Origin of the sequence: Paenibacillus auburnensis (genome assembly GCF_927798115.1) — a bacterium.
Classification (GTDB): Bacteria; Bacillota; Bacilli; order Paenibacillales; family Paenibacillaceae; genus Paenibacillus_AQ; species Paenibacillus_AQ auburnensis.
This window is the reverse complement of sequence record NZ_CAKMMG010000013.1, coordinates 15,112-28,960: the sequence shown is the minus strand read 5'-3', so window position 1 is coordinate 28,960 and position 13,849 is coordinate 15,112. Positions and strand designations below refer to the sequence as shown.

The window sequence follows — 13,849 nt, the reverse complement described above, 5'->3', positions numbered from 1 at the left end:
GACGGATCAGCTATAGAATCCGTCGCCATTCAACTAAAGAGCAGTTTAGACTTTTATGAAGAAAAGAGGTTTTATGGTATTATATGTAATTATGGGTTATGAAATAAATGGATTACTTGAAAATGGGGGAATCAAAATATGGAACGTAAAATTCAACTAATGGAAACCTACGTAAATATCGACTTTGGAAACTCACCCTTTTTAAAATTAGATAAAGGGTTGCAAATTCCATACTCTTCAATCACAGGAATAACAACAGGTAGACCGATACCAAATGCTTTTAAACTATATGGTGCTTTATTAGGAGGAATGAGAAATGGGTTATTTAGATCAAATGGTGGTTATCAACTGCACTTTTTTGAAAATGAGCTTGATACTCTTCATTTAGATTTGAATAGCTTTAAAGTTGGTAAGTTCAAAATATCAAAGTTGATCATTGGTGTTGAAAATCCTGAAGAAATAAGTAAAAATATTTCCGAACGAGTGAAGTGATAATTTTTGATGAACTGTTTATTGAACTAACGGAGAACGTTAGTTCAATAACAGCGGCAGTTTCGGTTCTTTCCCGCCGCGGCAGCAGTCGCAGTACTTGCTAAGGGAAATGGAGGCAACAGTGGCCAGTTCGGCGGCAGAGGGGGGAGGCAGGGCAGAAGCCTGGGCGTCCTTCGTCGGGTTCGGCCGCTCAACATCTGGTCCACAGTAACATGCCGGAAAGTGATTGGCATCGGCAGATGATTCATTTACGTTTACTTTTTCTATATTTAATTACGTTCAAAATCATCTCCATCAACTCCTATTCAAAACCTCAATGTAGAGTTGAAAAAATCAGCATCAAAAACACTCAAAAAAATGATTGAGAAAAAGAAAGACGCTCTAATTAGAGCGTCCTTTTGCGTCTTTTCTTAAGTTGGGCAGAACTTCTAGTCAATAGATACGATCTGCCACTCACTGGCGTTGTCTTTCTCAAAATAGAACGTATATCCCATATTCGAGGTATTCCCGCTATTGCCTCGATTTTCACCCTGTACAGGCACTAAATCACGGCCATCTTCTTCATGTGCCTCACCGACATCTGTAAATTCAACTGAATTGTCTAAGAGATAATCATGAGCAGTACCAACGTTGGGACCAAGTGTCTTATGAAACGCTTCTACATCCTTAATAACGATTGCATCAACTGACGCTTTGAGTTTACTTTTCATAGCCTCATCAATGAGTGGATCTTTTACCTCATCCCAATTGATGTTATCGCTGCTGGATAACTCAGAATTGTTGTCCTTCCCAGTTGTTGAGCCTGAATCTGGAGAGTTGGAATCCGTTACATTACTTGATGTTGTCGGTCCTGAGTTGTTTGCATTGGTTGACTCTTGATTGCCACAAGCAGCAAGAAGTGTTGTTGAGAGTAATAGAGTAGCGATGCCAAGGGCAAGTTTATTCATGTATAACACATCCTTTCTGACAGACGATCAAAAGAAGAAAAATTTTACAGCACCCTTCTAATTTACACAATTTTTGAAAAAATGCAAAAAGAGAAGATTGTCTCTAACATAGACAACTTTCTCTTTTTACTTCGTTATGCAAAGCTAGAATAGATACATCTAAATTGACTATATATAGCAGGCGCGTGAGGATGACCTGCTTTAATTATTTATATTTCCTAAAATAATCCATATATTATTGTAACTTATCGGGTTACACAGCGTCTTTATAAACATCTGAATTTTCAGGATACTTGGAGGAAGTCATAACCAGAATGTTTCAAAAAGGAGGATAAATAAATGAAAAAGAAAGTAGCAGCCAGTTTTCTGCTTACTGTAGCCCTGTCGTCTATATTGCTGGGCTCTTCATTTGCCAACAGTACTTCCTATAAAGTGTCTATAAGCGGTTCCAGTACTACTTATGATGGACAGGTGGTCTCAGGACGGGTGCTTATTCCTGCGAAAGCCATCCAAAATTTCAAAGGGGTCAAGATGAATTGGAATGCTGCGATTAAACAGCTCAAACTGCAAAAAGAAAATTCCACTGTTTTGCTCACCGCAGGTAAAAATGTAGCGTTAGTTAATAATAAATCCGTTAGCTTAGATGTACCTGTTACAATAATAAACGGAAGAACCCTTGTTCCAGTTCGGTTTGTGTCGGAGTCATTAAATTACAATGTGGAATTAAATCCATCGAACAAGCAGATCACTATTTCTGAGCGTGCGAATTCAGTTCTGAATGAAAATTACAAAAGTAATAACCTTGCGATATCCAGGATTGCTGCTTTACAGTTTCCTATTAATAATTCGGGAATGCCCATGTTGACGGCAGATGACGAAGGATTGAATTCAACCTATTATTTTTTGGAAGGAAAATCGGACAGTTATTTTATCCAAACGTCAGATCTTGTTTATTATTATGAGATTAAAGGCGGTCAAGCGAAGCTGATGTGGGAAGCCAATCTAGATACCACTAAGATATCTGCAGCAAAAGATATTACTAAGTTGTTCGGATATCAAGTCGAAAAACAGTACGGGGCGTCGCCCCAGTTGTCCGAGAGATATGTCTTTTTTAATGTAGACCTGTTTACTTATATGATTCAATATGGATTTGCAAATTCTGATGGACAGATGTCGATTCTGGGATCGCAACAGAGCAGCTCTCAGGTGATTCGGAATAAGAACTTTGTTAGAGAGATTGATGAGGAACAACCGATTAGATCGTAATCCTATATAGTGTAAAACATATTATGTTTTTATAGCTCATATTGGAGACTCAGCGCGTTATTCCCTAACGTCTTGGCCTCGGCGCCTTATCGCCCTCATATATAAGGAGTGTAAGTAGCATTCTTTACAAGGCCTTTTTAGTGCCAAGATAAATTACAACTCACACAGCTAATCATATACAGAGAAGAGCCGTTGGAGCCAGGGAATGTTTCCTGTCCTCAACGGCTCTTCCCGTTTATTTTGCAAATACACCGCCAGGCTGCTTTGAGCCCCAGCGGTGTATTTTTCGTCTGAATAAAAGGTTGTAAATATATAAATTCTGATTGAATACTCTGCTGTTAAAACCCATTTAGTTCATGTAATATATTCCTTGTAAGCGATTGCTTGGAGGTTGTGAATTTAAAAATGATAAAGGAGCGTTAGCATGACCAATATGAATAACGCCGGATTAATTATCGACAAGGCGTACCGGCTGGCGGAAGTTGATCCCCGGCTGTACAGCTCATTTATCGAGCATTTGGGCCGCGCCGTGTACGGCGGAATTTATGATCCGGGACATCCCGAAGCAGATGATGCCGGCTTCCGCCGCGATGTTGCCAATCTGATTCGTGACATCGGGGTGCCGTTGATACGCTATCCGGGCGGTAACTTTGTGTCGGGCTACAACTGGGAGGATGGCGTAGGGCCGGTAGAAGAACGTCCGAGCCGCCTGGATCTTGCCTGGCGGAGCATTGAGCCGAATAAGGTGGGCACAAATGAGTTTATTGAATGGGCCAGAGGCATAGGGTCGGATGTCATGATGGCTGTCAATCTGGGCACCCGGGGCGTCGATGCTGCGCGGCATCTGCTGGAGTATTGCAACCATCCGGGCGGAACGCAGTACAGCGATCTGCGTGTGGCACATGGATACAAGGAGCCTCATCGGATCAAGACATGGTGCCTCGGCAATGAGATGGATGGACCCTGGCAGATCGGCCAGAAAACAGCGGCTGAATACGGACGCCTAGCCAGTGAAACCGCCAAGGCGATGCGGCTGGTCGACCCCGGGATTGAGCTGGTTGCGTGCGGCAGCTCATTCCGCTCCATGCCCACTTATGCAGAATGGGAAGCGGCAGTGCTCGATCATACTTATGAGCAAGTTGATTATTTGTCACTGCATACGTATTACGGCAACGCCGATAACGATACCGCGAACTATCTGGCCCGCTCCTTGGATATGGATCATTTCATCCGTGAGATTATCGCCGTCTGTGATTATATCAAGGCTAAACAACGCAGCCGCAAGACGCTGCATCTGTCGTTTGATGAATGGAATGTGTGGTTTCATACGCTGGAGAGCGACAAACAGGTAGCCCCTTGGCAGCATGCGCCGGAACTGCTGGAGGACTGCTATACTTTCGAGGATGCGCTGATGGTTGGCAGTATGCTGATTACGATGCTCAATCATGCCGACCGGGTCAAAATCGCCTGCCTGGCCCAGCTTGTTAACGCTATTGCGCCAATAATGACTGAAACGGGCGGCCGTGCCTGGAAGCAGACGATTTATTATCCATATCTGCATGCTTCTCTCTATGGCAGAGGTACTGTACTCGTGCCAGTGCTGAATTGTGAGAAATACGACTGCAAGGACTATACGGATGTGCCGCAGCTGGATACTGCGATTGTGTACAATGAAGCACAGGAGGAGCTGACGATCTTCGCGGTCAATAAAAGTCTTGTGGAGTCGAACAAGCTGGTGTGTGATGTTCGGGGATTTGCCGGCTACCGGGTGATCGAGCAGATTGTGATGACGAGTGGAGATGTGAAAGCAGTCAATACCGCCGATGCTCCGGATTCAGTCCTTCCGCACCGTGCCCATGATGCCAAGGTGGATGATGGCCGTCTGAATGCAGTTTTGCCGGCATTGTCATGGAATGTAATCCGTTTACGGAAGCATTAGCGGCTAACGCTCCTTCGCAAATTTGCTGCGGAACGCCGATGGGGAGAGACCTTCCTTCTTGGAGAAGCAGGAGGAATAATGCGATACATGATGGAAGCCGACCTCCTCGGCGATTCGCGCCACAGGCCACGAAGTCAGGAGCAGCAGCCGCTTGGATTGCTCAATGCGGTAATGTTGCAGATACGCCATCGGTGTCATGCCATAGACTTTAAGCATGCTTTTCGCCAGGTAGTTGGGATGATAGTTTAATGCCTTCTGGAGCACCGGATTGGTAAGATCATGCATGTAATGGCTGCGGATGTAAAGCTCGATCTGTTCCGCCAGATGAATCGCTGTAGCGTCGCTCGGTGAAGCCAGATCCCGGTCCAGATACTGCAGGAAGGACTGGAAGATCGCCTGGCGCCGCCAGTTACGCATCGATTTCGGCTCGGATTCCTGTTCGAAGAACAGCTCCAGCTGTTCCATTGCTTTGGCAGAGATCTTCATATGCTTGGGGATAAAGATCGAACAGACATCGGCGTGGTTGAGGTAGGCTTTACTCTTGTGCTCCTCGATTAATGCCTGCTGATTGCCGAGACATTCGCTCATATCGGCACACTCCTGCCAGCTGCCGAAGGTCTGGAAATGAATCCAGATAATTTCTGTTTTCTCCGTGCAAGGGGCAAACCCGTAATGATGGCCGTCCGGGAGGAGAATCATCCCTTCACCTTCCCGCAATTCCCATAGTACTTCATTCTCGCCGACCGGTAGAATACCTTTGACCACCACGATCAGATCGAATACGCCTATGCAGTTGCGGTCGATATGATAATCACCGATTTCGTAGGATGCATGACCGCAATCAACAAAATAAGGAATAGGCGGTGAAATGAAATGTAGGATGCGCGCACTCATATACAGGATTCCTCCAGAGATTGAAAATATTAAAAATCAGGTTGAATAACTTTGTTTATTTTAATGTTATATCATGTCATATTATAAGTAAAGCGCTTTCTTAAACAGTGTAATGATATAAAATCTGTGGTAGAACCTATCTCCTTAAGTGGGTTAGGTAAAGAAAAATATATTCAAGGAGGGTTATACATGAAGAAGCAAGGAATAGTTACACTGGCAGCAATGATGGCTCTGAGTATGGGACTTAGCGGCTGCGGGGGGGATGGAAATAATACTAAGAACGCTACCGGTAACGCGGCGGCAAAAACAGATAATGCTCAAGCCGAGAGCACTACCGGTGCAGGGGGAAGCGGGAAAGCGGAGAAACTGGTCTTCTGGACTTTTGTGGATGCACATCAGAAATTTATGGAGAGTATGGCGGACAGCTGGAACCAATCCCATCCCGACAAGCAGATTGAGCTGGAAGGCACGACGATTCCTTATGATGATATGCATACCAAACTGCTGATTGCATTGCAATCCGGTGTAGGCGCTCCCGACCTGGTCGATATTGAGCAGAGCAAATTCCCGAATTTCATGAAAGGCACACCGCAGCTTGTCTCCTTGAATGATATCCTTGAACCGGAGCTGGGCAATATCGTCAAGTCCAGAGTGGAGATCTATAGTAAGGATTCTACGTATTATGGTATCGACTACCATGTCGGCGCGACGGTGATGTACTACAATAAAGAACTGTTGGATCAAGCCGGATTGAACGCCGACGATATCAAGACCTGGGCCGACTTCGAAACTGCCGGTAAAACGATGCTAGAAAAGACTGGCAAGCCTATGATTACATTTGAAGGCAACGGCAACTGGTCATGGTGGCCGGCGATTAGCCAGCAAGGCTCTGACCAAGTGGATAAAGACGGCAATGTTACTGTAGATACCCCAGTCAATGTGCAGACAATGCAATTCTTCCAGAAGTTAGTCAAGGAGGGCGTAGCCGCTGTTGCTCCAGGTGCAGGCCATGATACCGAAGAATACTTTGGCTATATGGACTCTGAAAGCGCTGCCTCTGTCTTTATGCCGTTCTGGTTCATGGGCCGCTTCACCGACCATATGCCCGATCTCAAGGGTAAAATGATCATTCGTCCGATGCCGGCTTGGACTGAAGGCGGAAACCGTTCCGCAGGTATGGGAGGAACCGCAACCTCTATTACTAATCAAGCCAAAAATCCGGAACTGCTGAAGGAATTCCTGTCTTACGCCAAGCTCTCCAAAGAGGGGAATATTCAAATTTGGAAGCAACTCGGATTTGACCCAATCCGTACCGATGTGTGGAATGATCCTGCAATGAAGGAATCCAATAAATACACGGACTATTTCGGCACGGACATCTTCGATACGCTGCTTAGCGTCAAGGATGAAATCGCACCAGTCAACATTCGTGAAATCTCGCCAAAAGTATTTGACGCCATCCGTAACGAAGCGATTCCAATGATTTTCATCGACATGGCTGATCCGGCAGTTGCATTGAAGAAGGTGCAGGACAGCCTGAAATAATCTCTATTCTTATTAAGACGGCCGTTAATAATGATAACGGCCGTTAATCTAATCGTGCAGGAAGAATGAAAGGAGTGGAGGCGATTCTATGCAGCAACAAATAAACAGAGAGCCGGCTTTGGCCTCTAAGCCGCGAAACCGGCTGGCAAATTCCCAGCATCTCGCCCCATATTTATTTGTATTGCCGTTTATAATCTCATTTCTGTTGTTTTTTGCTTATCCGTTGATCAATGCTATCATAATGAGCTTTCAAAGTGTATTACCCGGTGAAGTTACCTTTGTCGGTCTGGATAATTACCGCGAGCTGTGGAATACAGATTTCGCAGATGCGTTGTACAACAGCAGCCGCTATACACTGTTTACGCTGCTTCTCCTGATACCGATTCCCTTACTGCTAGCAGTCATGCTTAATTCGAAAAAAATGCCGTTCAGTAATTTTTTCCGTTCGACGTTGTTCATCCCTGCCCTTACTTCAGTAGTGGTAGCCGGTGTGGTGTTCCGCATGATTTTTGGGGAATTGGATGGCGCTTTGATGAATTCGTTCCTGCATTTGTTCGGCATTTCCAGCCAGCGGTGGCTGTACAGCTCAGAGCTTTCTATGTTTGCGCTGCTGGTGCTGGCCTCTTGGCGCTGGATCGGAATTAATATCCTTTATTTCCTTTCTGCACTGCAGAATATCCCGTCTGATTTGTATGAAGCAGCAGATATTGATGGAGCAGGTACAACAACGAAGTTTATGAGGATTACAGTACCGCTGCTGAAACCAATCACCGTCTATGTGCTGACGATTAGTATTTATGGTGGTTATGCCATGTTTACCGAAAGCTATATGCTGTGGGCCGGTAAGCCGTCGCCGCAAAATATCGGGCTGACGATTGTGGGATACATTTATCAGCAGGGTTTTCAGTATTTCAATCTTGGCTTTGGTTCGGCCATTGGCGTTACGCTACTGGGCATCACCCTGGCAGTCAGTATGCTGCAGCTTATTTTAACCGGCATGTTCAATAAGGAGGAGTAGGGGAATGGAAACTGTACAGCGTAAAAAATTCACTGCTTCTTCCTGGCTCCTGCTGGTATTGTTCGCCATACTGGCAGTGCTGATGCTGTTCCCTCTATACGCTCTTTTTCTGGCTTCCTTGAAGCCAGCCAGTGAGCTGTTCCGGTACGGGCTGAATGTCAGGCTGGATTTTGATGTAATGAGTCTGGATAATTACCGCAGTATCTTCACCGGAAAAGGTGAGGCGGGCCATTATTTCGAATGGTACTCGAATAGTGTAATCATTACAGTATTATTTACCTTGCTTAGTCTGCTCTTATCTTCCATGGTGGGCTATGGACTTGGCATGTACCGGTTCAAAGGCCGCAATCTGATTTTCACACTGGTTCTGATTGTGATGATGATCCCGGTGGAAATTATTTTGCTTCCATTATACAAACTGACAGTAAGCCTGAAGCTGATCAACACCGTATGGGGAGTTATTCTGCCTTTTATGGTTGCGCCTCTGCCGATCTTTTTCTTCCGCCAGTTTGCGCTTGGGCTGCCAAAGGATTTTATGGACGCCGGACGGATCGACGGTTGTACAGAATTCGGGATTTTCTTCAGGATTATGGTGCCGTTGATGGCCCCGGCTTACGGGGCGATTACAATTCTGCAGGCGATGAACAGCTGGAATAATTTCCTCTGGCCGCTGATCGTCCTCAGAACCACCGACAAATTCACGCTGCCTATTGGACTCGCATCATTTGTTACGCCGCTGGGCAGCAATTATGAGGCGCTGATTGCAGGTGCTGTGCTGGCCATTCTGCCCATCCTGATCCTGTTCTTATTCTTCCAACGTTACTTTATTGAGGGATTGACTGTCGGCGGAGTCAAAGGTTAAGCCGTTACAGAGAGGAGGGCTTCAGGCAATGAATAAGTGGACGTTATCAGACTCTCATAATCAGAGCATTGTTCTTCCTAATCAGGGATATATAAATAAAGTCAGCATTACCGATGTAAAGGGAGCCCCAATGACTATGATCGAGATATCGAATGGAAGTTTACGGTTCACTGTACTCCTTGAAAGAGGGATGGACATCGGCGAACTTCATCTCGGGTCAGAAAAGATGAGCTGGGACAGGAGCGAGGACTATTTACTGCATCCCTCAAACGTAGATCTTAATGAGTCCAACGGGACGGGCTGGATGAAAGGCTTTTACGGAGCGGTAGCTGCTATTGGTCCGGAATGTTTCGGGACACCGGGCGAAGGCTTTACTCTGCATGGTTCAGGGTCGTATTCGGCAGCGCTGCCGGAGAGTATTCAAGTTACCTGGGATGAAGAATGCATAAGAATAGAAGGAAGGGTTCCGGTGAAGAGCCGGGAAGGCAAGCTAATATTTGAGAAACGGATACAAATGAGTACAGTATGGGGTGGAACTCTCATTTTACGCGAAGAAACGGTAAGAAACAGCAGCGGCCAGGTACAGGTTCTCGATGACGGATATCATATACAACTATCTGGGGACTTTGTGAGTCAGGGCGGCAGATATGTTCTGCCTGTTAATCAGCATGAGTTATTATTAAGAGACTCAGCTCCTCCGGAGAAGGATCCGTTCCATATTCCCTCCAAGGAAGAAGGGGCATACCCAATGAGATGTTACCAGTATGTTCCCGGACAGGTAGCGGCTCTATCTAACTTTGATAACATTGCCCCGTTCATGAGTAAAATGAATCTTAGCAGAGGACTCACAGGTGAGATGATTGTAAATACGGAGAGGACATATGCAGGTTATGTTATCAGGCCGCTTTACGATTTCCCCAGATCACTTATAGCTAAGCAGATTGACAGCAGTTTGATGTTCGCCATTGAACCCTGCAGAACACGGCCGAATCGGATGTCGCAGAAGATCATAGACGGCGAGGCACTATTTATGCGGGAAGGGGAGACTTTATCGTCTTGCTGTATCATTGGCCTTTCCATTTCCAGAGAGGAAATTCACAACCTGGAGCATATGATTTTATCTGCAGCATAAATTAAGATTTGAATGTCATGTAGCGTAATGATACAATGTTTGCGCAATGTAAAACGTTTAAACAGGGTGATGATATGAAAAAAATCGGAATTAAAGATATTGCCTTGCGCGCAAATGTATCCACCGCGATAGTATCATACGTGATAAATGGCACCCGTAATGTAAGGCCCGAGACGAAAGAGAGAGTCTTAAAGGTAATAGAAGAATTCAATTATAGGCCTAATGCAATTGCACAGAGCTTAAAGAGCAGAAGAACGAATACGATCGGAGTCATCGCAGAAGACATAACGGTCTTTAACACACCGGAAATCATTGATGGAATCAATGAATATGCGGAGAAGCATGATATGCATATTCTGTTAACCAACCTGCGGCTGCAAAAAAAGGTAGGCTATAATTATGCTGATACCGCTACTTATCAAAAGCATGCACAAGCTGCGGTATCGGATCTTTTATCTAACCAGGTTGAGGGTATCGTGTACATTGGTGTACATCCCCGTGATTTAACGGGACTGATTCATACGAATGACAGGCCGATTGTCTACACGTACTGTTACGCACAGAATGAGTGTTCTATTCAATACAATGATGAGCAAGCCTCCTATGATGCCATCCGATATTTAGTCAGTAAGGGACATTCTCGGATCGCGGTCATCAGCGGATTAATGGACTCGATTCCTTCGAGGCTGCGGTTTAACGGTTATTATAAGGCGCTGACTGAGTTTCAGCTGTATTTCGACCCGCAGTTTATCAAAGTAGGTGACTGGGGGGGCGAGTCGGGATATCAGCTCCTGGGTGAACTTATGGAATTGCCGGACCCGCCTACGGCTATTCTCATTATGAATGATTTGATGGCTGCCGGTGCACTCCGGGCTGCATCTGAACGTGGGATCTCTGTACCTAAGGATCTGTCCATTGTAGGTTTTGATAACCGGGAATTCAGCGCTTATTTGAACCCGAGAATTACGACGATGGATTTACCGCTGCATGATATGGGGATGTTGGCGATGAAGGCCCTTTGTAATAGGATTGGCGGAAAGCAGGAGACGACAGAGGATCCCCCGTTATGCAAACTGATTGAGCGGGATTCTGTGGCTGAGCCTAGAAGTGATGTTAAATAAGGATTGCCGGAAGAGACTGTACTTAGGAATAAAGCAGTCTCTTTTTTTCAAATGAGTTCAAACGGTTAACTTAGATTTTAAATGTATCTGGAGTACTATACTGTAATATCTAAACGTTTAAATTACAACATAAGGAGTGATAACTTGAGACTGCTTCGTAATGATACTTTTGAAGTGTATCTCTCTTCCCGGGGAACGGTCGAATCCTTATTCATGGCAGATGATCCAGCAAGGATGAACTGGGTAATTGATTCTAAGTATGAGCAAGAGGCCGGTTACGCTAACGAGGATAAGCATTTTGGACAGTGGCATGCTGTTGTGGATGATGAGCAGATTGAAAGCGCTAACCTGAAACCGGATATTCAAGTCGTAGATGATATGGCTACTGTAACTTTTGCGCATGATAAACTTAAAGTCCAATATGAATATCTGCTGAACAACAGCGGGGAATGGAAATGGAAGATCCGGTGTTCAAATCCTTCTGCTCAAGCTGTAAGAATCAATGGATTTCACAGCTGGTTTTCTCTGGCATATATTATGTTCCGTGATCATGATGTCTTGAGGAATATCAAGCATTCCTGCGCGGTATTTCCGCATTTAGGCGGGGATTTCAGCAAATTTGCAGCGGTGCGCAGAAGTAATGAGGCTCCTCATCTTGCTATATACAGCACCGGGGAACGTGTAGCCGCTTTTGGCACGTATTGCAGTTATGTAAATCGTTTTCTGGAACAGGTCTCCCCATCACTGGATGGAATGCTGTACCACCGGTTGTCTTTTGTCGAGGATGGAAGTTCTCTGGAGCACTCCGCAGACAGTGATTGGATCTACGGCGACTACGCACCTGTTACCTTAGAACCTTCAGAAGAAAGAGAATGGTCATTTATTTTTACAACCTTTAAGGACCAAGAGGATTTTTATCAAAAAGCAAAAGAATACGGACATCCCCACTGGAACTATTCGTTCGTTACTACTACAGAGGGGAAGTTTATTGCTGAAGTAGAGATGCCGGAACAGGAAGCTCTGCAGTCGGTTAAAATGTATAGCGTAACAGATGAAATGGGAACGGTTAAAGAAACGGATATTACCAATGAATTCAAAATTCGTTCTGAAGCAAAATCAAAACGGTTACGCGCGGTTCTGCCGCTGAAGTCAGCCGGGGAAATAAAGCTGGTTGCTGAGCTCAATAACGGAAAATGTGATGTACTAGTCGGCAATGTCCTTGAACCTGTTCATAAGATCCTTGAGGAACGAGCGGAATGGTTGTGTAACAACAGCTTCAATACAGCCTCAGTAACCCGGCCCTATTCGGTATTGCCCTTATCCAATCAAGGAGAATCGCTTGGCAAATTATCATTTATCCTGATGAAGAATCTTTTATCCCCTCCTGTACCGGCACAAGTCAGAAAGGTTGAACTCTCTGCCTACTTTGATCTAAGACAGCATTGGTTTGAGAATGGGGATTTTATGCTTCCCAAACCGCTCTACGGGTCTTTTTACCGTATCTACGATTTTGATTATATCGGCCATGTGTATTATTTGTTGTCCAAATTTGATAAATCATATTTATATAACGGAAGTCCGGAAATGTATTTAACCTGGGCTGCCCAAGTCATGTGTATGAGGCTGGATCCGGCGTGTCACCGGAATAAACGTGAGAAGGAAGAATCTAAGCTTGTAGGGGTATTCATTCTTTATATTGCGGACTTATTAGAGGATCTGAATAAGAGAGCGTTAACCTATTGGTACAATAAGCTTAATCAGCTATGGTTAGAGCTTGTAAGGGGATTGCAGCAGGGTGCCCAAGGATATCAGGGGGCGGTGACGGAGCATTTCTATGATAATGCCGGTTTTGGGCTTACTTTTGAGGCGTTGTGCCTGGCTGGGTTAACTGCTGAAGCAGAAATATATGCCCCGCTGATGATTGCCAATATCGGGTATAGCAACGATTATAGAGCGAATGCCCCGGACCGCTGGTGGGAAGCATTATCCTTTATGACGCACTCGTTATGGGGGGGATTAGTCGCAGGGGCTGCCCGGTCTTCTTATGAAGTAATTGGAGATACACGACTGCTGGAGGCCGGTTACCGGGCAACAATGGCTATGTTTAACTGCTACGATTGGAATGTGTATTCAACAACACGCAGACTAAAGCCGGGTGAGGCAGCTTCTACGTATAGCATAGCAGCCCCGAATTTAAATATGCCGGAGCTTTCCCGAAACCGCTTTGGCCAATCCATTTTCAAAAAGTCGAGTGATCCGTTATTCAGCAGTCTTTTCTCCAATATTGAAGGGGATGACTGGGATATGGGCGAAGAACTGGTCGCGTATCTGCTCGGTTTTGGTTCAACAACCTATCTCTATACAGATAGCGAAGGGGAGCTGCGGTGTGTAAATGGTCTGATCGAGCCGGCAGAACGGGGCTGGGAGATTACCAGTTATGCTGCTTATCCAGCCAGATATGTGATGTTGGAAAAAGGGCTGTCATTCGTCTCAACGACAGGCGAAAACGTTAAGAGTGTGCTGTTTATCGATGGTAAGTTTGAAGAACAGCACTCAAGAGTTAACTAGGAGAATCCGAATAGCTGACGAGCGTTACCTTTTACATTGTCTTTAAACGTTTTACTTAAATGCAG

At 45.2% G+C, this 13,849-nt stretch carries 11 protein-coding genes; 9 read left to right on the top strand and 2 right to left on the bottom strand.

Annotated elements, in window-relative coordinates; all coding sequences use genetic code 11:
- The first annotated feature begins 138 nt into the window (after positions 1 to 138).
- A complete protein-coding gene (locus L6H70_RS26505) occupies positions 139 to 492 on the top strand; it encodes a hypothetical protein (protein WP_236337235.1) in 354 nt (117 codons plus the stop codon).
- A gap of 428 nt (positions 493 to 920) precedes the next feature.
- Here the strand turns inward: L6H70_RS26505 and L6H70_RS26500 are convergent, their stop codons facing one another.
- Positions 921 to 1,439 (bottom strand): hypothetical protein, encoded by a 519-nt coding sequence (locus L6H70_RS26500; protein WP_236337234.1) that lies wholly within the window; start codon positions 1,437 to 1,439, stop codon positions 921 to 923.
- Positions 1,440 to 1,778: 339 nt separating this feature from the next.
- Between L6H70_RS26500 and L6H70_RS26495 the strand changes: the two genes are divergently transcribed.
- Both L6H70_RS26495 and arfA read left to right on the top strand, forming a co-directional pair.
- Complete coding sequence (locus L6H70_RS26495) at positions 1,779 to 2,705, top strand: copper amine oxidase N-terminal domain-containing protein (protein WP_236337233.1); 927 nt, start codon at positions 1,779 to 1,781, stop codon at positions 2,703 to 2,705.
- 424 nt (positions 2,706 to 3,129) lie between these two features.
- Positions 3,130 to 4,644, top strand: a complete 1,515-nt coding sequence (gene arfA, locus L6H70_RS26490) for an arabinosylfuranosidase ArfA (RefSeq protein WP_279306798.1) — start codon at positions 3,130 to 3,132, stop codon at positions 4,642 to 4,644.
- Between the two features lie 3 nt (positions 4,645 to 4,647).
- Here arfA and L6H70_RS26485 read toward each other — a convergent pair whose 3' ends face one another.
- Positions 4,648 to 5,538, bottom strand: a complete 891-nt coding sequence (locus tag L6H70_RS26485) for a helix-turn-helix transcriptional regulator (protein ID WP_236337232.1) — start codon at positions 5,536 to 5,538, stop codon at positions 4,648 to 4,650.
- Between the two features lie 189 nt (positions 5,539 to 5,727).
- Here L6H70_RS26485 and L6H70_RS26480 point away from each other — a divergent pair, with 189 nt between their 5' ends.
- From L6H70_RS26480 to L6H70_RS26455, 6 genes are all read left to right on the top strand, one after another.
- The gene (locus L6H70_RS26480) at positions 5,728 to 7,083 is read left to right on the top strand and encodes an ABC transporter substrate-binding protein (protein WP_236337231.1); all 1,356 of its coding nucleotides are present in this window, start codon (positions 5,728 to 5,730) and stop codon (positions 7,081 to 7,083) included.
- A gap of 88 nt (positions 7,084 to 7,171) precedes the next feature.
- Positions 7,172 to 8,101, top strand: a complete 930-nt coding sequence (locus tag L6H70_RS26475; protein ID WP_236337230.1) for a carbohydrate ABC transporter permease — start codon at positions 7,172 to 7,174, stop codon at positions 8,099 to 8,101.
- A gap of 4 nt (positions 8,102 to 8,105) precedes the next feature.
- Complete coding sequence (locus L6H70_RS26470) at positions 8,106 to 8,963, top strand: carbohydrate ABC transporter permease (protein WP_236337229.1); 858 nt, start codon at positions 8,106 to 8,108, stop codon at positions 8,961 to 8,963.
- A gap of 28 nt (positions 8,964 to 8,991) precedes the next feature.
- Positions 8,992 to 10,095 carry a DUF4432 family protein gene (locus tag L6H70_RS26465; RefSeq protein WP_236337228.1) on the top strand — a complete coding sequence of 368 codons (1,104 nt, stop codon included), beginning with the start codon at positions 8,992 to 8,994 and terminating at the stop codon, positions 10,093 to 10,095.
- A gap of 74 nt (positions 10,096 to 10,169) precedes the next feature.
- Positions 10,170 to 11,216, top strand: a complete 1,047-nt coding sequence (locus L6H70_RS26460) for a LacI family DNA-binding transcriptional regulator (protein WP_236337227.1) — start codon at positions 10,170 to 10,172, stop codon at positions 11,214 to 11,216.
- Between the two features lie 144 nt (positions 11,217 to 11,360).
- Positions 11,361 to 13,784, top strand: coding sequence for a hypothetical protein (locus tag L6H70_RS26455; RefSeq protein ID WP_236337226.1), 2,424 nt, complete (start codon positions 11,361 to 11,363; stop codon positions 13,782 to 13,784).
- Positions 13,785 to 13,849 lie beyond the last annotated feature (65 nt).

Coding starts and splice junctions, on each gene's coding strand:
- L6H70_RS26480 (WP_236337231.1), top strand. CDS start 5,728: ATGAAGAAGCAAGGAATAGTTACACTGGCAGCAATGATGGCTCTGAGT.
- L6H70_RS26460 (WP_236337227.1), top strand. CDS start 10,170: ATGAAAAAAATCGGAATTAAAGATATTGCCTTGCGCGCAAATGTATCC.
- L6H70_RS26465 (WP_236337228.1), top strand. CDS start 8,992: ATGAATAAGTGGACGTTATCAGACTCTCATAATCAGAGCATTGTTCTT.
- L6H70_RS26500 (WP_236337234.1), bottom strand. CDS start 1,439: ATGAATAAACTTGCCCTTGGCATCGCTACTCTATTACTCTCAACAACA.
- arfA (WP_279306798.1), top strand. CDS start 3,130: ATGACCAATATGAATAACGCCGGATTAATTATCGACAAGGCGTACCGG.
- L6H70_RS26505 (WP_236337235.1), top strand. CDS start 139: ATGGAACGTAAAATTCAACTAATGGAAACCTACGTAAATATCGACTTT.
- L6H70_RS26470 (WP_236337229.1), top strand. CDS start 8,106: ATGGAAACTGTACAGCGTAAAAAATTCACTGCTTCTTCCTGGCTCCTG.
- L6H70_RS26495 (WP_236337233.1), top strand. CDS start 1,779: ATGAAAAAGAAAGTAGCAGCCAGTTTTCTGCTTACTGTAGCCCTGTCG.
- L6H70_RS26475 (WP_236337230.1), top strand. CDS start 7,172: ATGCAGCAACAAATAAACAGAGAGCCGGCTTTGGCCTCTAAGCCGCGA.
- L6H70_RS26485 (WP_236337232.1), bottom strand. CDS start 5,538: ATGAGTGCGCGCATCCTACATTTCATTTCACCGCCTATTCCTTATTTT.